This window comes from Marinagarivorans cellulosilyticus (genome assembly GCF_021655555.1).
In the GTDB taxonomy this organism is placed as follows: domain Bacteria; phylum Pseudomonadota; class Gammaproteobacteria; order Pseudomonadales; family Cellvibrionaceae; genus Marinagarivorans; species Marinagarivorans cellulosilyticus.
Window position 1 is genome coordinate 3337475 of sequence record NZ_AP023086.1, and the last position, 18715, is coordinate 3356189.

The 18715-nt window shown below is 46.0% G+C and carries 17 protein-coding genes; 11 read left to right on the plus strand and 6 right to left on the minus strand.

Going from position 1 to position 18715, the window contains the following annotated elements:
• Window positions 1–54: 54 nt before the first annotated feature.
• Window positions 55–489 (minus strand): hypothetical protein, encoded by a 435-nt coding sequence (locus MARGE09_RS13360; RefSeq protein WP_236982640.1) that lies wholly within the window; start codon window positions 487–489, stop codon window positions 55–57.
• Window positions 490–1117: 628 nt separating this feature from the next.
• Between MARGE09_RS13360 and MARGE09_RS13365 the strand changes: the two genes are divergently transcribed.
• On the plus strand, window positions 1118–1429 hold the full coding sequence (locus MARGE09_RS13365; RefSeq protein ID WP_236982641.1) for a hypothetical protein: 312 nt from the start codon (window positions 1118–1120) through the stop codon (window positions 1427–1429).
• Between the two features lie 371 nt (window positions 1430–1800).
• On the opposite strand, the gene MARGE09_RS13370 is transcribed toward MARGE09_RS13365, so the two are convergent.
• Window positions 1801–1980, minus strand: a complete 180-nt coding sequence (locus MARGE09_RS13370; RefSeq protein WP_236982643.1) for a DUF6435 family protein — start codon at window positions 1978–1980, stop codon at window positions 1801–1803.
• A 179-nt stretch (window positions 1981–2159) separates the two neighbouring features.
• On the opposite strand from MARGE09_RS13370, the gene MARGE09_RS13375 reads away from it, so the two are divergent.
• From MARGE09_RS13375 to MARGE09_RS13420, 10 genes are all read left to right on the plus strand, one after another.
• Entirely contained in the window at window positions 2160–2474 is a 315-nt protein-coding gene (locus tag MARGE09_RS13375; RefSeq protein ID WP_236982645.1) for a DUF6482 family protein, read from the plus strand.
• A 38-nt stretch (window positions 2475–2512) separates the two neighbouring features.
• A complete protein-coding gene (locus MARGE09_RS13380; protein ID WP_236982647.1) occupies window positions 2513–3529 on the plus strand; it encodes an NAD(P)/FAD-dependent oxidoreductase in 1017 nt (338 codons plus the stop codon).
• Window positions 3519–3668, plus strand: coding sequence for a DUF2256 domain-containing protein (locus MARGE09_RS13385; protein WP_236982649.1), 150 nt, complete (start codon window positions 3519–3521; stop codon window positions 3666–3668). Before MARGE09_RS13380 ends, MARGE09_RS13385 begins: the two co-directional genes overlap by 11 nt.
• 66 nt (window positions 3669–3734) lie before the next feature.
• Window positions 3735–5324, plus strand: a complete 1590-nt coding sequence (locus MARGE09_RS13390) for a cryptochrome/photolyase family protein (RefSeq protein WP_236982651.1) — start codon at window positions 3735–3737, stop codon at window positions 5322–5324.
• Between the two features lie 318 nt (window positions 5325–5642).
• Window positions 5643–6968 (plus strand): putative DNA modification/repair radical SAM protein, encoded by a 1326-nt coding sequence (locus MARGE09_RS13395; protein WP_236982653.1) that lies wholly within the window; start codon window positions 5643–5645, stop codon window positions 6966–6968.
• Window positions 6969–6986: 18 nt separating this feature from the next.
• Window positions 6987–7934, plus strand: a complete 948-nt coding sequence (locus MARGE09_RS13400; RefSeq protein ID WP_236982655.1) for a TIGR03915 family putative DNA repair protein — start codon at window positions 6987–6989, stop codon at window positions 7932–7934.
• 472 nt (window positions 7935–8406) lie between these two features.
• Window positions 8407–8886, plus strand: coding sequence for a DUF6653 family protein (locus tag MARGE09_RS13405; RefSeq protein ID WP_236982656.1), 480 nt, complete (start codon window positions 8407–8409; stop codon window positions 8884–8886).
• Between the two features lie 20 nt (window positions 8887–8906).
• Window positions 8907–9338: a DUF2214 family protein gene (locus MARGE09_RS13410; RefSeq protein WP_255711989.1), complete on the plus strand. Its 432-nt coding sequence runs from the start codon at window positions 8907–8909 to the stop codon at window positions 9336–9338.
• A gap of 200 nt (window positions 9339–9538) precedes the next feature.
• Window positions 9539–11896, plus strand: a complete 2358-nt coding sequence (locus MARGE09_RS13415; RefSeq protein WP_236982657.1) for a hypothetical protein — start codon at window positions 9539–9541, stop codon at window positions 11894–11896.
• A 23-nt stretch (window positions 11897–11919) separates the two neighbouring features.
• The gene (locus MARGE09_RS13420) at window positions 11920–12942 is read left to right on the plus strand and encodes a hypothetical protein (protein ID WP_236982658.1); all 1023 of its coding nucleotides are present in this window, start codon (window positions 11920–11922) and stop codon (window positions 12940–12942) included.
• 32 nt (window positions 12943–12974) lie between these two features.
• Here the strand turns inward: MARGE09_RS13420 and MARGE09_RS13425 are convergent, their stop codons facing one another.
• The 4 genes from MARGE09_RS13425 to MARGE09_RS13440 all read right to left on the minus strand — a co-directional run bounded on the left by MARGE09_RS13425 (window position 12975) and on the right by MARGE09_RS13440 (window position 18631).
• On the minus strand, window positions 12975–13784 hold the full coding sequence (locus tag MARGE09_RS13425; RefSeq protein WP_236982659.1) for an HvfC/BufC N-terminal domain-containing protein: 810 nt from the start codon (window positions 13782–13784) through the stop codon (window positions 12975–12977).
• Window positions 13781–14758 carry an MNIO family bufferin maturase gene (gene bufB / locus MARGE09_RS13430; protein ID WP_236982660.1) on the minus strand — a complete coding sequence of 326 codons (978 nt, stop codon included), beginning with the start codon at window positions 14756–14758 and terminating at the stop codon, window positions 13781–13783. The genes MARGE09_RS13425 and bufB overlap by 4 nt, the downstream gene beginning before the upstream one ends.
• On the minus strand, window positions 14755–16809 hold the full coding sequence (locus tag MARGE09_RS13435; protein ID WP_236982661.1) for a ferritin-like domain-containing protein: 2055 nt from the start codon (window positions 16807–16809) through the stop codon (window positions 14755–14757). The genes bufB and MARGE09_RS13435 overlap by 4 nt, the downstream gene beginning before the upstream one ends.
• 490 nt (window positions 16810–17299) lie before the next feature.
• Complete coding sequence (locus tag MARGE09_RS13440) at window positions 17300–18631, minus strand: DEAD/DEAH box helicase (protein WP_236982662.1); 1332 nt, start codon at window positions 18629–18631, stop codon at window positions 17300–17302.
• Window positions 18632–18715: the final 84 nt, after the last annotated feature.

An 18715-nucleotide genomic window follows, 5' to 3' on the forward strand; every position in this document is an offset into this window, starting at 1 on the left:
ACCAGCAAGGCGTTCAGTTTGCTGATACACAAATAACAGGCACACGAATGCTGTTTAAGCCCGTATGGGTGGGCGGTAAAGGGGGCTGCGCGGTGCAGAGGTGAAGTTTTCGGTATTTGCAGAAAGCGTAAAGCTATAAGGCGAAAATGTCGGTAATTGAAGGCCTTGGGATGCAAAGTGTGCCGAGCATGCGGCATTGCCACACAGTTTATGGCTGCAGTAAAAACAGTCTTTGCTAAGTGTTTTTTTGCCGTGGTCATTGAATGTTGTTGTGGTGTTTACAGTAGGCGCAGTGCCGTGGCAATGCTTGCCAACCTGTGGTGCTTCACTGGCGGGAGTCGGCTGCGCAGCGCTATTCAATGCTTGCTGGCTTATGGTGGCCGCTTGCCCGGTTAGCATCACGCAGACTTTTGCGCTGCTGGCTAAGCTTTGCGCAGCAAAGACTAGCAGGGCAAATAGCATGAATTGTTGGTGCAAGCGTTTAGACATTGTTGGGCCGTATGGTGGTGGTAAGGCGAAGTCTTGCCTTGAGTTTAATTTTTGAGCTTCACTATTGCAAGGTCGAAGGGGCGTTTCTGCCTGCTTTGCTTTGCTTTAGCTGTGGCTAAGGCCATACTCAGCAATTGGGTACCTCAAAACCTTGAAAGCACAGTTAAGCCATCAAAGTCTACGCAGCTCCTTGGGCTACCTGCTGTTTCTGCGCTAAACAAGGCGCCGCATTACCGGAGTGCTTTGTCGATAAGGTATTTTACGTAGCGTGATTCCAAAATGGCTGCGTCGCAGTGCGTACGGCCTATTTTGTCATTGCCATCGTGTTGAAAGCCGTACCTATTGTATAGCGCTATTGCACGTTCGTTATTTTTGATAACCCATAGATAAAGCGCGCGCCAATGTTGACAACTGATCAAATGTCTTGCAAACGGAGTGGGTCCGTATATGCCCTTTTATCAATACTAAGGGCGAAACCTTATCGCTTACAGAAATGAGGCGTCGATGTATATGTCCCTCGCTTTTCATTGACGGCTTACGAGACCTGTGAAATTATTGGTCCAACCGGTTGGGTACCTATTATTTCTGACCTAGCAACCTAAAAACTCTAAAGAGTACGAGCCAAAACGTGAAACTTCTCGGCACCCTAAGCGCACTAGTCGGATTTACTTTATTACTCATAAATTGGATATTTCTAGGGCTTGCTACTTTGGCTGCAGGTTTATGGATAACTGGGCTACTATCGTTAAATTGTAGGGGGGTAGGTATCTTGTTGATTATAGGCTCTCTTGCTTTTGCTTTTCATCATAGCTTTACTTATTGGGTCTTATCGACATTGCTGCTAGGTGTTTGCTTCGTAGGCTATAGCTTTTTTAGTGACCACGACCTTGTCGATGACCTTACGGATGCCGATAACTATTTTGACGGTGATAGCGATTAAAGAACACCTCTAAAAATAGTAAGTGTTTTAGTGTGGATAAGGAGCACAGCTCGGATCACTGAATTAATTTAGTTTTTTGCAGTAGCATAAAGGTGTGGTGCTACTATCTCGGGAATTGTGCATTATTATAGATGCCCTTAGGTTGCTTCTTGAATTAGTCTCTTTTATGTGAGGGCTCAATGCCCCCTAAACGACTCAGTTAATTCGGCGGTAAAGTGTAGGCTGGTGCAGCACATACTTTTTGGACATTGCTGAGTCGCGCTCTAGTAGTCATTAATAGTTTTGACGAATGTTGATGCTTGCTAAGTACGGTAAAGATTGCTTTATTGGCAGACCGCACTTTGCCGCAAGGCTTTAGCATCTTCAGATCGCTATTTCTTTTGCAAAATTTCTAGGGTGTCGATTTCTTTTCGGATATTTTCTGCTTCATCACTTAATTGAGAATAGCGTTTAATATCGCCGTTCCTTTGAGCTGTCATGGCTTGTTCGAGCTTTGCTTTATAGCTTTTGTCGAGTTTTGCAATAGGGTTTTTGGTGAATAGCTTAAACATAGTCGGCCTGTGTAAAAGGTTAATGTGATCTTTACGCATTGGTTGGGCTATTAGATTGCTTTGCTCTGAGCTTGTTTTTCCCTCACAAACGCTGTCATCCATCGTGTATTCCACAGCGTAAGAGCTGCAGTTGGCTTAGATGCTGACAAAGCTTTCAAACCAATTATTGTGAGGGTGTTATGGAACTTGTCATTCAGGTAGTGGAAGGTGGCTTGTATATCGCAAGGCTAAACCAGCCGGAGCACAGTGAGCGCTGGCTGCGGGTTATATGCCAGCGCCGTGGCCTTAGTTACAAAGCGAATATGCGTTTTCACAGTTTGGCCCACGTGCGCGAGTACTTTGAGCCATTACAGCCTGCTTTCGTGTGGCTGGAACATCATTCAGCTTACGACGAAATGATTGGTATGCATTCTACCGAAAAGGTTTGTCGGCAACCGCTGTATTGGTATTGCCAAGACAAAACATCAACAAACAGTATGCGTGCTTCAGCATAGCGCAGTTCCAGCACTTTTTTTGTAGCTAGAGGTTGCCAATGAATAGTGGTAAAAAAATTGCGATTGTTGGCGTCGGTATTAGTGGCCTAAGTGCTGCTAGGGAGTTTGTTAATCGGGGCTACGAAGTAACAGTGTTTGAAAAATCGCAAGGGCTAGGCGGCCGAGCCAGTACGCGTCGTTTGCCTTGGGCTTATGTTGATGTGGGTGTTCAGTACTTTACAGCTAGCGATCCGGTTTTTAAGCGTGAAGTTGCGCGTTGGCTTAAGCGCCGGCAAGTCGCAAAGTGGCAATTTACTCCAGCAGTTTATGCTGATGGTGCGTTTAAACTGTCGCCAGATAACCAAGAACGTTGGGTTGGCACCTCGGCAATGCGGGTTTTATCGCACGATATTGCCTCAAATGTAGATATTATTTTGCAGCAGCGCATTAAGCACCTAGAGCCTTGCCCGCGTGGCTGGCGCTTGGTGAGTGAGAATGGCCCGTTTGAGTATTTCGATTGGGTGGTTAGCTCGCTGCCACTTGAACAAGCTTTACCGTTAATTTCTAACCATAGTGCGATGCTAAATAATATTTCACCGCCGCACCGCAGCGTATGGGCGTTAGCACTAGCAACTAAAGGTTTAGTGCCCCCTTTTATTCAGGGTGTTTTTAGCCACGATACTGTTCGCTGGTTATCCCGTGCATCTTTAAAACCTGGCTTTAAACGCATTGATCAAGGTGATGTCGATTTTGATGATGTTTGGGTAATGCACTTTCAGGAGTCGTGGTCTGAGCTAAAGGGAAGGGCATTGCCACACGCCGAACTTCAAGCTGTTGCTAGTCGTTGGTTTAATAAAATGCTGGCCTCGGCTGGTGTGTGCCCAGTATCGGTGCTTGCCAGCCATGGGCATTTTTGGAAGTACGCCCAAATGAATGCACCCATAGCCGAAAAACCACAGCCCTTTGTGGATGGGACACGGCGCATAGCGGCTATTGGCGCTTGGTGTGGCAGTGGCCGCTATGAAGATGGTTTTTTATCTGGCTTGTCTGTGGTGAGCGCAATTGATGGCGCATAAAAAACTTTTTCTGGCAAAAAAATATTGCTCGGTTTGCGAGCGGCCGTTTAGTTGGCGAAAACGCTGGCAGTCTTGCTGGGATCAGGTCAAATATTGTTCGAAGCGCTGCGCAAAGGCAAAAAAGGGTACAGATATCTAACGCTTGTTGGCTAATAACTCTTTTGCTCCATTTAATCGATCGCGACATTCAGGAGAAAGTACGACAGTGGGCTCGCAATTAAATACTAAAATAGCAACTGCGTGTGCAGGCTGCAAAATTACAACAGTAAGGCTGATTTTAGGCGATCAATTAAATGCACAACACAGTTGGTATAAAAGCCAAGATCATAGTCTACTTTATGTAATCGCCGAGATAAAAGAAGAAGCCAGTTATGTGCGCCACCACATTCAAAAGGTGTGTGCCTTTTTTGCCGCAATGCAGCATTTTGCTACGGCATTAAAATCGGCAGGCCACAATGTATTGCATCTTACTTTAGACGATACAGCCGACTGTAAGGATATGGCGGCATTGGTTGCACAAATTTGCGAGCAATGTTGCGCTACGGCGTTTGAATATCAACAGCCGGATGAGCAGCGTTTGCATCAGTTATTAAGCCAATGCTTGCTGGCTTGCGAAAAGCATTGCTACAGTACCGAGCATTTTCTACTCGAACCAGAAGAATTCGATAGCTACATTACGCCGGCTAAGCATAATCGTATGGAGGCTTTTTACCGAAAAATGCGCAAGCGCTTTAATATCTTAATGCGCGAAGGTAAACCCGAAGGAGGCGAATGGAATTACGATAGTGAAAACCGCGCTTCACTGACAAAAAGCGATTTAAGCGCTATACCGGAGCCATTATGCTTTGCTAATGATGTGGGCAGCGCGCTAGCCCGGATCAAATACCACAACATTGCCACCATTGGCGTTGCGCAAGAAAATTTGTTGTGGCCGGTTAATCGCCGGCAAGCCAATGAATTGTTGGATTATTTTTGCGATTATTGCTTGCCACTATTTGGTCGTTTTCAAGATGCAATGACAAGCCAAAGCCCACATCAGTGGAGCCTGTACCACTCTAGAATATCCTTTGCTTTAAATACGAAAATGATAACGCCACGCTTGGTGATAGTGCGAGCTTTAGCGGCTTACAACCGTGGCGATTCCGATATTAGCCTTGCGCAAGTAGAAGGTTTTGTGCGGCAAATACTGGGCTGGCGCGAGTATATTCGCGCGGTGTATTGGCAAAACCTTAACACCTATCATCGTCAGAATATTTTAGCGGCCAAACGTGGGTTGCCACAATATTTTTGGACCGGGAAAACAAAAATGCGCTGCATGGCGCATGCTATAGGCCAATCTTTAGACACCGCTTATGCTCATCATATTCAGCGCCTAATGATTACGGGTAATTTTTGTTTGTTAGCGGGCATATCACCTGACCAGGTGGATGAGTGGTATTTGGGTATTTATATCGATGCTCTAGAGTGGGTAGAGCTACCCAATACCCGTGGAATGAGCCAGTGGGCCGATGGCGGTTGGGTGGCAACAAAACCCTATTGTTCGAGCGGTAATTACATTAACAAAATGAGCGATTACTGCAAAGGCTGCCACTACGATGTGAAAAAGAAAGTCGGTGATGGCGCATGCCCATTTAACAGCCTTTATTGGTCTTTTATTAATCGCCACGTGCAGCAATTCTCGCGTATTCCACGCATGACAATGGTATATAGCAACTGGAAGAAAAAGGACAAAAGCGAACAGCAAGCGGTTTTAGCCCAAGCGGCTAACTACCTCGATAATATAGAAAGCCTCTAGCGAATCCAAATCGGGCGGCTTTTACAAGCCGGAAAGTTACTGCAATGTTTAGTGCAGCCCCTGCATGGCAGCTCGGTAGTATTTATGTGCAGAATTTTCACTGACTTGCCCGTAGGTGCCTGTGAGTGATCGTTTTCATTTGCCATGATTGGTTTAAATCCCCATTAGTTTTTGGTTGAGTCTAAGCGTGATGTGCCAATTGTAAGTGCTGCTCATTTTTACGCGTGCTATAAGCGTTTAGATGAATATTATTTTAGGCCTTTGAATGGCGTAAGAATTTTGCTATTGTCTGTGTATACATACAGTATTTGAGGTTCTATGAATATTCAGTCGAAGTTAGCCATATTGGCCGATGCAGCTAAGTATGATGCATCTTGTGCTAGTAGCGGTACGGTTGAGCGCAATTCCCGCGCAGGCAAGGGCGTTGGCTCTACATCTGGTGGTATGGGCATTTGCCACAGCTATGCACCTGATGGGCGCTGTATTTCACTGCTTAAAATTTTGTTGACTAACTTTTGTCTGTTCGATTGTGCCTACTGTATTAATCGAAGTTCTAGCCCTGTCGCGCGGGCTAGGTTTAAGCCCGAGGAAGTTGTTAAGCTAACGCTCGATTTTTATAAGCGTAATTACATAGAGGGCTTGTTTTTAAGCTCTGGCATTATTCAATCAGCTGATTACACAATGGAGCAGTTGGTTGAAGTTGCAAGGAGCTTGCGCGAAGACTATGACTTTCGTGGTTATATTCACCTGAAAACCATCCCTGAAGCTGCACCAGAATTATTGGCCTTGGCGGGTCGCTACGCCGATAGGCTGAGTATCAATATAGAGCTGCCTCAAGATCAATCGTTGGTGTTACTGGCGCCAGAGAAAAACGCTGGTACGATTAGGCAATCTATGGGTGTGCTTAAAAATGGCATTGATGAATACAAGGACAACAAAAAATCCGCTAAGGCGATTAAATCACTAACTCCAGCAGCTGGCGGGTCTCGTTTTAACCATGCAGGCCCAGTTCGTCGGCGTGCAAAAGTGCCTATTTATGCTCCGGCAGGCCAAAGTACACAAATGATTGTAGGGGCCGACAGCTCTAATGATAAGGCTATTTTGACAACGGCAAAGGGTTTGTATCAAGGCTTTCAGATGCGGCGCGTTTATTACTCAGCCTACAGTCCTATTCAGCATGCTTCCAAGGCACTGCCGGCGATGTCTCCACCTTTGATGCGCGAGCATAGGTTATATCAAGCCGATTGGTTGCTGCGCTTTTACGGTTTTAGTGTGCAGGAAATTGCCGGTGGCGCAACACGCCCCAATGGCATGTTGGATCTTGATATAGACCCTAAATTAGCTTGGGCATTGGCTAATCGCCAGTTATTTCCGATTAATATTAATAGGGCACCAAAAGAGCAGCTACTGCGTATTCCAGGTATTGGGGCGGTTGGTGCGCAAAGAATTATTAATGCACGCCGCTTTAAAGTCTTGCGTTTTGATGATTTAGTTAAATGCAAAATTTCGGTAAAAAAGGTGGCTCCGTTTGTTGAAACGCTGGATTTTAACCCACACCTCAATACTCTGGATTCCCATAACTTAAGGCAGCAGCTAATGGTGAGCAATAATAAATGGGCGCCGGAGCAGTTGGGTCTGTTTTAATTTTTCGGCGGGCCAGCTATGGAATTTGTCATTGAAAATTTTACCCAGTGGCGAAACTATTCCCGAGCGCTACTGCTAGAAGGCATTGCCCCGGAGCAGGTGTCTTTTACCATACCGCATGGGAGTGGTGATTTGTTTGGCTCGCCGATCGACTCGCTTTCGTTAACACGCGAGATTAAGCTAAGCGGGGCGCTAAAAAAAGTAAATGGCAAGCCCTTAGGTATATCCCGCGAGTTTATGCGGCAGGCGTACTGGGTTGGGCATCACTCTTCTGCGCAGCGCTGGCAATTGCTTTATTCGCTGGCTTGGCGACAAATTTACCAAGATAAAAAATTACTACAAAACCCAGTAGACGAGCAGGTGGCTTTGTTTCATCGATTGCTAAAGGCTGTTTCGCGTGATCACCACAAAATGAAAGCGTTTGTCCGTTTTCAGTCGATTGGAGAGTTTAGTGGTGAGGGTAAAGTGTATCAGGCGGTTGAAATTATAGAACCCGAGCAATTGCATGTAGACGGCGCTCGCCATAAATACGGTGGTAGATCCAACCAATCAAAGCCGTGTAAAGTGATGGCCGCCGAAGAAACAGAACATTTTGTAGCTTGGTTCGAACCGGATCACGCAATATTGCCGCTAGTTGCGCCATTTTTTGCTAAGCGCTTTAGCTCAATGAGCTGGTCCATTCTTACCCCGCACGAGTGCGTACATTGGCACCAGGAGCAGCTTGTTTTTACACAGGGGGCAGCGCGCCCACCATTGCCAGAGGATAAAACCGAACAGCTGTGGTTGCAGTACTATGCCAGCATTTTTAACCCTGCTCGGGTAAAAGTGAATGCTATGCAATCGGAAATGGCTAAAAAATATTGGAAGAACTTGCCTGAAGCGCAATTGATACAAACGCTATTACAGCGTGCTAGCTCCCGCGTTGATGTAATGTTTCGTTTGGGGAACGCTGATAAAGGAAAGTAAGAGCGATGAGCTGGGAAAAAGTACGAACCGTATCGTTATTATTCGGGCTTACCAATCACCTGAATGGATCTAATAATATTGCCCATTACGTTATTGCTCATGTATTTTGGGGTGCTCGTAGTGCGGGGTATTTAAACCTCAAAAAATCAGGGGTAGCCGCAACTCAGCCATCGGCTTAGCCGTTAGTGTTTGGTTTTATGGTATGAGCTTTAGAGTAGCCCTTTATTAGACCTGCAGGTTTGTAGCTTTGCTACCAAGGCCTTAATACATTCATACGAATGTGACTGATGCTGGAATGACGTTTGTGTTCTGCGGCAACGGCCATGACGGGCTGGATCTGGCAGTATAATAGCTATACATTAGCTCCGGGTTACAGGGGGCAATACCTGTAAAGCTAATTTTTTGTTAAGCTCAACAACATAGCCCCCGCTATTGTCCGGCCAACGGGACTCAAAATGGATAGGAGTATTCCATGGATCTAAATAACGCAATATCAAAGCTATTTTTATCAGATGATGAAAGCTGGTTTAAACATGCCAACCCTTGGTCAGTTTGGTCGAGATTTGCTACTTTGCCTTTTATCGTTTTAAGTATTTGGTCTCGAGTTTGGATTGGGTGGTACTGTCTAATTCCAATTGTTATTCTTGCTTTTTGGACTTGGATCAATCCAACACTGTTTTCTAAACCTCAGAACTACAATAGCTGGGGGTCTAAAGCTGTATTAGGCGAAAGACTATTCATAAAGCGAAAGCAAGCGCCAATTCCAGATGGTCACCTAAGTGTTATTAGGATATTGAATGTACTACAATTTTTAGGTGGTGCGGTACTGGTTTGTGGTTTGTGGCGTTTAGATATAAGTCTTACTTTTCACGGTGTTGCCTACATATACCTCACCAAAATGTGGTTTTTAGATCGGATGGTTTGGCTTTACGAATCTTCAAACTCAGCATAGCAATAGAAAGCAAAACTATGATGTATTTAGTTATACGGTACATACATTTCACGGCCATAATTCTATTGGCCTCAATGCTTATTGCAGAGAACATCTTTTTTACACCCAAGTTGAGTAGCAAGGAATTGAGAAAGCTTGTGGTAATTGACGGGATATACGGTGCTTGCGCAATAATCACTTTGGTTGCAGGGGGGCTATTATGGCTATCGGGATCTAAACCGGCATCGTTCTACTCTAGCAATCCAATATTTCATGCAAAGTTGGGTCTTTTTGTTTTAGTCGCGCTGCTTTCGATTGCGCCTACTGCCTTTTTGCTGAAGAATCGAAAAACACAGAAGAGCGAAATAGCCGTACCGAATTATCTATTGGTAATTGTGAAAGTTGAAGTAAGCATGCTGTTTATATTGCCATTTTTGGCTGTATTAATGGCGCAAGGCTACGGTTATAGCTAATGTTGCAAGGTGCGGTTTTACGCAACTCTCGGCTTTGTTTTCTGTGGAGGGGATCTCTAAGCTTTTCAAAACTCAATCCGCAAAAAATGTATTGGCGCCGCAATGCGTAAAAGGACTTGAAAGTACTCCTAAGCTATTGGTCTAGTCGTTAACTGGTTTTACAATGCTAGCTCGATAAAATAGCACATGGTGGGGCGATAATGGATACGCAGGCAGATTGGTTTAATCACTTTTTGTTTCGCTTGGCCGACGGGGGATGGCGGCAGGTATTTGCTCACCATGGTTGGCCCTTAACGTATGAAGCGCGATTAGACAAGCTAACGATTGATCGCAGTATTGAAGGCTTTGATGAGTTTTCATTGCAGGGCAAAAGGGCTATCGAGCCTGGGGACCCATCGTTAAGTCTGCTATATCATGCATTGATGCACCCAGGTATTGTTCCTGAGGGCATAACCTTTTGGCCGACATTAGAAGATATTGACTCTCTCGAAAACTATATCTATAGCCAGGAATACGCGGTGCTAAATACCGCTGAAAGTGAAGCGTTGCTACTGGGCTTAACCCCAGTTGTGATGGCTTATGAGTACCGCGTAACTCAACGCACACCCCATCGATTGCATGCCGACCTTGTTTATTCCCGCACAGGCGTGGGGCGCGTAGGTACCCATTTACCCGAATACTCTGCGCAACGACGCTGCTTTAATACAGAGCCAGACGATGGCAGTGGTGGGGCGCGTGTTCAGCCTGCACGTTATGGCGTGTTTTTATGTCGGGAAGAGTTAGGCGGCAATGTTACGATGCAGGGAAAGGCGCACTCTGGTGACAGTCGTCGGTTTTTTTATGTGCCTATACTAAAGCTATTTGATGGCATGGTGATAGGGGGGAAGACTATTGGCCTGAATTTTTCGCACTTTCATCAAAGCGATAAATTACAGCGGATGATGACACGCGCCAAGTTACGCTTAAATGGCGAGTTTGACCTTCAGGCGCCTCCGTTTTATTACCGTAGTGATAGAGATGACATTGCAGAGGCCTCTGGGTACTCTGGTAGTTTTATCGTATGGCGAAAGCCGCAGGTTATGTGCCGCATGGCGCAACAACAAGGGCGTATTGCGACTTTTATTGTACCAAAAGAAAATTTGCGAACTTTGAAAAAGTGGCTGGCGAAAACTCCGCTGGGCTATAACAATCGTCGCTATACAACATTGCGTACTGGGCAGTTTCTTTCGTTAGCTGCGTTAGATCAAGCCTTAAATAGAATCTTGCGCTGTTTTAAATCAGATAAACGCGTGTTTTTATCGCCGCGCCAGAGTGGCGAATTTACGAATATCCGGCATGTGCTCGATGAAAATGGTCTGATAGAAGATCTTAATTTATTAAGCCCGTCCCGTTTTAAAGAAAAGTTATCGCAAGGTGGTTACGCAGCCGTTTTATATGAAGACCCTATTGCAGAAGGCTTTATTCAGGCAGAAATTACCGGCCTAAGAGGGGCAGCTTTAAAAGCCAAAGCTGCCTATTCTTTAATGACTGCACCCGATTTTATGCCGCGCGTTGGCAATATTGATATTTATCAGCACGAAAAACTATTTGAGGTCGGTGGCCCCCGGGCTTTATGTGAAGGCCGCTTGCCCGTTAACTTACGCTTATTCGATGCAGTAACAGGCCAGCCAATATTTTCACGTTGTGAGCAAACGGTAACGGCGATTACGGCGGCTGCTCGGCAAGGCGATGCCGCTATTGGCGCCAAAGATTACGACAATAGTCATTACATGACCGATGAGGCATCAGATATTTTTGCGCCGGGCTGGGATGTTACCTACACGCGTGAATCACTCTTTTCGCCAGCTTATTATCATACCTCTGGGCTGGGCTCTCCGTTTTTAGAGGACGTTAAATTATGTGCTGCGGCTAATGGTATGTGGCCTGCTGCTTCGCCAGATGCTGCGCGCACTTTTAGGCGTAAACAAGGTACGGCTCTAACTTTAACTGATGAAGAGCTAGGTGTTTCTCCTGAATCTGCTCTGGGGCAACGCCAAGTGGCAGCTGAACATCAGTGTTCTAATGGATGGGATGGCGAATATGGCCCCTATATTACGCGCTGTGAAAATCATTGGGTTGTAAATTATTCGTCTATCGAGCGCTCTGATTACATTAGTAATTACGAGGCCGATAAAATTGATTTTACTAAATTGCGCAAGATTGATAGGCACGAAGCGGACCGGAGACTATCTGTTTATGGTGAGCTTAAAGCGCAATTAAAATGCTGGAATTCAGGGCACTCTTGGTTAGTGAGTTTTGTTGTGGTTCCACCATCTCCCGATGAGGGCATAGTCGAGTGGTTAAACCTACCGGAACCTTTATTAGCAATTAATCCCGCATTAAATACCCTTAAGGCACCATCTGGCGGCTATGTTTACCTTTTTGCTAAATACTCTATGCCCAACGAAGGCAGTGGCGATTTAAAACGGCGTATTCAGGCCATTGATGAATTATTGTGTATCTGTGTACCACACAATAAAGAAGATAAAATGGTTATGCCTCTAGCGTTAAGTGCTTAATTAAGCGGATCATTAGTTGCCTTATGTGGTTTCGCAAGCAAAAAAATAATCCGTGCGACTATGACTTAGCGGTGGTAGGTGACACCCTTGGTGGATATGTTGCCGTGTTAGCGGCGCTAGAGCAGGGCTTGCGTGTAGTATGGTTGCGTAGCGAATGCGGAACGGGGTATAGCATTGAAACCGAGCCTGCGCGTTTCGATTCGTTATCACCAGAAGGTGCCCGCTATCTTGCTCATATTCTGGCCCCGGCAGATATCGAGCATCTCCAGCGCGGGCGTTTTGGTGGCATAAATCGCAATGGTATTTACAGCCCTTTTAATCAGGCGCTTGGTTGTGGCTTTCAATTTTCAATCGTTGCGCTAAAACAATTATTAATGCAAAAAATAGTGCCGCGCGCGAAAATTATTCAAAACGCTGATGCTATTTTTGCGTTTGATCGGAATTGCCTTCGGATATCAACACATACTACGCCTGAACACATATTGTGCCATTGGGCTATTAATGCGGAAGGTGAATTTAGTCAGTTTTCACGGCAAATGCCCACCTACCTAAGTGAAGACTTATGGGTAGTGCGAAATTTCGGGGATAGAAGTATGCACTATGCCGGTGATGTGTTTTTCTGTGAGGATGATATCAGCTGGCGTTGGATTGCTTATGATGACGAAGGTCTTGCCTGCGAAACCCGATGGAGAAAACCTCGCACTGGTATCTCAATACCGCATAATGCGATAAATGCACGTTGGTATAAAAGGGCTTGTTGCCTTGAATATTATGACGAGCAGCTGCGGCCTGTTATTTTAATTGGCTCCACGTTTTTTCGTGTCGATCCGGCTTGCGGCTTGGGGGCTACATTACAGGTCAAATCAGCATTGTATGCAGTAGCGTGTATCGCACGCTGTTTGTCGGGTTCGGTACAGGCCCCGGGTGAACTTGCAAGCTACCAAGCAATGATGGATGCAACATTTAATGAGGTGGCACAGCCAATGGCTGATTTTTATCAAGCTTATGGTGTTCGGGCAGGAAAGTACTACACGGTTGTAACCTGAGGCACGAGAAAAATACTTCTTCCATTAATACATTAATTTAATGCGAAAAAACCAGCATCTAGCCACGCCTGTCTTACTTCATTTTGCCAAGATAGGGTCACCTGTTGAAGTGGCTGTTGCGTCCAATCGGCAATGTCTAATAGTGCGCCCTTTACCGAGCCTAACCGTTTAAGGCTGGATAAAAAGCGAAAGTGAAGATCGCTAACAGGGTAGGTGGTTGTTTGGTAATTGTGTCGCAATATCACCATATTTACAGTAGCCCTTGCGGGGAATTGCGGATTGTTTTTGGCTCGCACTTCATGGTAATACCATGCCACTGGGTAGCGGTATTGTGCCAGTGTTAAACATGGCTGGAGTATGAGTCCTTCATCGCTTGTCCGGTGGTTGGGTTGTGGTTTTTCCTCCTGCCCTGGTGCGTCGAATAAATCAAATAAAGTGTGTTCGTAGTGGGCGAGATCAACCATAAAGTTGATCCAGTCTTCACGCTCGTGTTCGGGAGCATCTTTATCTGGTCGCGTTTCTTCTAGCCATGCGGGGAAGCGCCTGCCGAGATCGTACAGTGTGTAGCTTTGCGATGGGTAGGTGCTTAAGTATTGGTCGGTGAAGTCGTTAAAAACTGGCTCGCCTAGGGCAAAGTAGGTTGCGGGGAATTGCTCGGCTAAACATTTTCGCAAACGCAAAATATAACTGCGCTGGTAAATCGCTAAACAGCTTGCAGCATCTAGCATGTTACCGGCTAATAAGGTATCGCCAATTGATTGTTGATCTGCACTGCTGGGGTTGATTAGGGCATCTTTCATCCAGCGTTGCACAGTGCTTAATGGGGGTATTGCTGTCGTCATACGTTATGTACTCGGCTGTGTGCCATAACATCGGGCAGCATAAAGTCGATGGGCGTAGATGGGTTTTTATTGTGATTATTTAGCGTATTTTGTGCTGCTTTTACGGGTTGGCTTGCGGCATTCATATAATGTCTTGCGCGCAGAATTTCTTCGTGGAGTTGCTCAAAAGCAGGGACATCGCCATCCCATTCCAGCAGTGTGGCGGCGCCATTACTGCGTTGCCAAGCGGTTTGAAAAAGTGCCCAAACATCTTGGCTTACAGGTTGATCATGGGTGTCGATAATATGTGTGCCGCAGTGTTGGTGGCCAGCTAAATGCATTTGCACTACATGCTCAAAAGGGAATTGGGCCAAATAATCATATGGATTTGTGCCGGCGTTAAAACAACTGACGTACACATTATTTACATCTAACAGTAATTTACAGCCCGTTGCGGCGCACAGGGCCGTTAAAAATTCGGGCTCGCTCAGTGTTGAATGGCGAAAGCGAACGTAAGTGCTGGGGTTTTCGAGTACCAATGGGCGGTTTAAATGTTCTTGTGCTTGTAATACGCGAGCGGTGACATGTTGCAGGGTGTCTTCGTTGAGCGGTAAAGGCAATAGGTCGTGGCTGTTAATGCTGTGAACGCCCGTCCAGCATAAGTGATCACTGACCCAGCGCGCTTGAAGTTCATCGGCCAGTGTTTTTAATCGATTCAAATAATGAATATCAAGTGGGTCGGTGCTGCCTATAGACATGGATACACCATGCAATACAACAGGGTAGTGTTGCGCTATTTTTCGTATTACTGCACGTGGCCTACCGCCGGAATCCATAAAATTTTCAGAAATAGCCTCAAACCAATCGACGTTAGGTTTTTGTTTTAAAATATGGTCGAAATGCACGTTGCGCAAGCCAACGCCTAAGCCTAATTTATGGTTAATGGTCGCTTCCATGCGACCTTGTGCCAAATTTTCTTTTTTTATATTAATCATGCACAACTACCGGCGCCACTCATACCGCTAGCACCGCATGCGGTCATGCCTTCGCCGCTGTAATCGTGTATCCATTCTATCGTTGGGCCGTATTTGAATAAATCATGGTGCGGTACTGGGGCAGGCTTTTCGGGTAGGCTTTTGTTTTTAGCGCGTAGCTCGGGCCATGTTTTTTCTTCAAAAACTTTTCGTGCGCGAAGCCAAACACTTTTACCTTGGTTGGGGCCGTCGGTACTAAAGCGTTCTGCATTAATGGGTGTGGCACAAGAGCCTAATACAGCGCAGTCATTGGCGCCTGGGTTATTTTGCTCGTCGCCGGTTCCATAAAGCCCGCAACCGCCTTGGCCTTTGCAATCATTTAGCACATGGCATGTGTGATCACTAATGCTAGGCTGTTCGGGTTTGGCAAAATTATACGATAGCGCAGTAGAGCAATAACCCTGTCCCGCGCAATTGTTATCCTGAGTACGCCCCTGATTTTTGCAGCTGTTTAGCCCCATGCACGCGTGTCGGGCTTCATCGCTATTAATTGTTGCGGGTGGATTGGCTGGGAACTTAGGGATGCCGTGGTATTTTTTAACATCACATCCAGTGCTGTCTTTTTTCCACAGTTTGCTTACATCGGGCAGGCTTTTGACTTTTTTCACATAGGATTGAATATCATAAGTGTACCAATGCTCGTTGCCATATTTTGCATCGAGTTGATCACACATATTGGTTAGGTTTGCAAAAGCTTGGTCGCGAGGGCCTAAATTGATGTTTTCGAAGGTTGGCGCTAAGCGAAGGCTGCGGGTTGACTTCGAGGGAGTAACACCGTCTAAGTTTACCTCGCGCATGGCTTGAATAATTTTATCTAAAATCCAGATCATCGAGCGGTGGAGGGATTTATTAAAGTAGACTTTTTGCTCTTTTGGATCTTGTAAAAAAATACTCTCAGTCATAATCAGCATGTATTGATAGAGCCCGCTAACCACATTAGCCACATCGCTACGCCCAGCCGGATAGCTGGCAGCAACCGGGTTGTCTGGGAAGTCGTAAACAATATTGGTTAGTTCTGCAGGGCTGTATTGTCTGTCGGCCGCTTTGGGTGGTTTGGGCTCGCAAGGCAAACGTTCGTGGCTTTCGCTATAGCCTGCTAGCTCGGACTGCAAGCTTAGGAATTTATAATAGTGTGATAATTCTTGCTGGGTTTGATCATCAAATTTACTCGGGCCGTAGCCTTCACCTTGCGCATCAATGGTTTGAATGGCTTGTAGTGCGCGTTCGCATGAATCAATTGTCATTAAGGCCGAAGGCCCTGCGTGGCTATTTTCTTGGCTCGAAAAGCTGGCTACAGCCGCAGCAGAATTTTTAGCTGGGGCGGGCTCAGGGCAGGTTTTATCAAAGCTGCGTTCTGGGTAGACCGTATCGATACTGTTTGGTGAATAATTGGTGGGTTGTATTTGATGTTTTTCTCGGCCCTGGTGAAAGTCGCTGTCTTTGATGTGCTCGGAGCTAATTATGCAGCGAATATAAGCGTAAATTTGGCCAATGGTTTGCCAGTTTTTGCCTTCAGGCGGGGCATCGGCTTTTGCCGGGTATTCAATTTCTAAAAAGTGCCACATTTGTTCGAGTGAAAGCTTCGACAAAGGCAAGGCTAGCGGCTTGTGGTCGGGCCCTAACTTGCTGTGGCCGGGTAAATTACTGGGATAGGGGCCTGGTGATTTAAGGTAAAGCTCTGGCTGTTGGCCCAGCGAATATAAAATGTTCGATGCCAAAGACATGTGTAGCATCTCTTCAACCGCGACACTCATAATGGTCGAACCCGCCTTGTCGGCAAAGCGGGAAATGTCTGAGTCGGGGAAGGAGTCTGGTGTTCGGTTAATGGAGTAATAGGTGTATAGATAAATGGGAATGGTAGCTAGCTCCACCTCAATGGCAATTTGTAAATGGCCTTTTAATTCACTTAGCGCTTGTTCGCGCGTCCATTGCTCATTAATTTCTTTAACTAAACGGTGATCAGCTTCGTTTAGTGGGCGTACTGGGTCACTGGAATTAGTCGCATCACTCATCGTTTATTCCTATATAAGTTTTTGGGCATCTCTAAAAATGCACTTTTTCCGCGATAGCGGCGTCAGCTCCGTCCTCGAGTCCTCATTTACACCATGTAAACTGCGGCTCTCCGGGCGGTACTTCCTTGCTCTCACACAAAAATTACTATTTTTAGAGGTGCCCTTTTGTGTTTTTTATTTTGGAGTACCTCTAAAAGTATATTTTTTCGTGCTGCGGCGTCACCGTTTTTGTTATTGAACCCTAACTGACTGAGAATCAATTTTCACTGTCTACTATCCGTAGGGTAAGGCTGGTGTGGGCCTTACCCTGCGTGAATTTCGACTCTTTGGCGGTGTTTTTCGCACGCACGAAACAATTATTCTTTTAGCGATACCCTTGTGGCTTAAATCAGAATAGCCAACATTAAATGACACGCAAGTTATCTATTGGAATGTTTGGTGTTGCTTTGAAAAATAATTTTATTGGCGCAGCAGGGCGGGCAATGGCGCCTTAGCCCTTGTTTTTATCAACCCATTGTGCCCATACGTTGGCTGCACTTTTTGGGGCCTCTTTTGAGGCTTTTATTGGCGTTGGTTTTTTAGCTGCTTTGGCGGCAAGGTTTTCTTCGCTTGCGCTATAAGGCGATTTTTGGACACTTTTTAGTGTGAAGTTTAAATTGGATGGGGGGAGGCCTTTAGTAACGCTAAATCCATCGATTTCTTTACGAGTAATAATTTTGTTGAGCCTGCGCTCGATGGCGCAGAGGCGTTTGAAATCGTCTTTGGACACGAGTGATATGCCTTCGCCTTTTAGGCCGGCCCGCCCTGTGCGGCCGATGCGGTGGATATAATCATCGGTGTCGTCAGGTAGGTCGTAATTAACGACGCGCGAAAGCTCATTGATATCGATACCGCGTGCGGCAACACCGGTTGCGACTAAAAATTGAATTTTGCCGGTTTTAAAGTCAGCCAGTATTTGGCTGCGTGATGCTTGGCTTCTACCGCCGTGAATAGCCTCGGCAGCGATGCCGCGTTTTTCTAATTGGCTTACAAGCTTGGCGGCGCCATGTTGCGTGCGAATAAAAATTAACGCCTGCGTCCAATGCTGCTCTTTAATTAAGTGGCTAAGCAGAGCTGATTTGTTGTGTTTATCTATTGCCACTAGCCACTGCTCAATTTTGGGTGCGGCGGCCTTTTGGGGATCTATAGTGATTTCTATAGGGTTGTGAATTTCACTGTTGGCCAGCTTGCGTATGGCTTTAGGCAGCGTAGCCGAAAACAGTAAGGTTTGGCGTTGCTTGGGTAGTTTATTTAGTATTTTATGGATGTCGTCAATAAACCCCATATCTAGCATTCTATCGGCTTCGTCTAGCACTAAGGTTTTTACTTCATCGAAGTGCAGCGCGCGCTGATTGGCCATATCCAGCAAGCGTCCTGGCGTGGCGACTAAAATATCGATGCCTTCGATAAGCTTTTGTTTTTGTTGTTGGTAAGTCATACCTCCCACCATCGCGGTTGCGCGAATATCGAGGTGTCGGCTGTATTGGTGAATATTGTCTTCAATTTGTAATGCGAGTTCTCGCGTTGGGCTAATGATTAGCGCACGAAAGCGTTTGGGGCGTCGTGTGCGCGTGCCCTCGGTGGTTTCATTACTGAGCATTTGTAATAATGGCAGCACAAAACTAGCGGTTTTACCTGTGCCTGTTTGTGCTGTTGCGACAACGTCTGCGCCAGTCAAAATGGCGGGAATCGCTTGTGCTTGAATGGCGGTAGGGCTTAGGTAACCTTTTTCGCTAATGGCTTGTAATAGGGCCGGGCTTAAAGCCATGGTGGCGAATGTCATGTGGGGTCTCGGTGGAATATTTATGGCCTGAAAAAGCTTGGCGCTTTAAGCAAAAAGGCCACCGTTGGGTAACGGTGGCCTTTG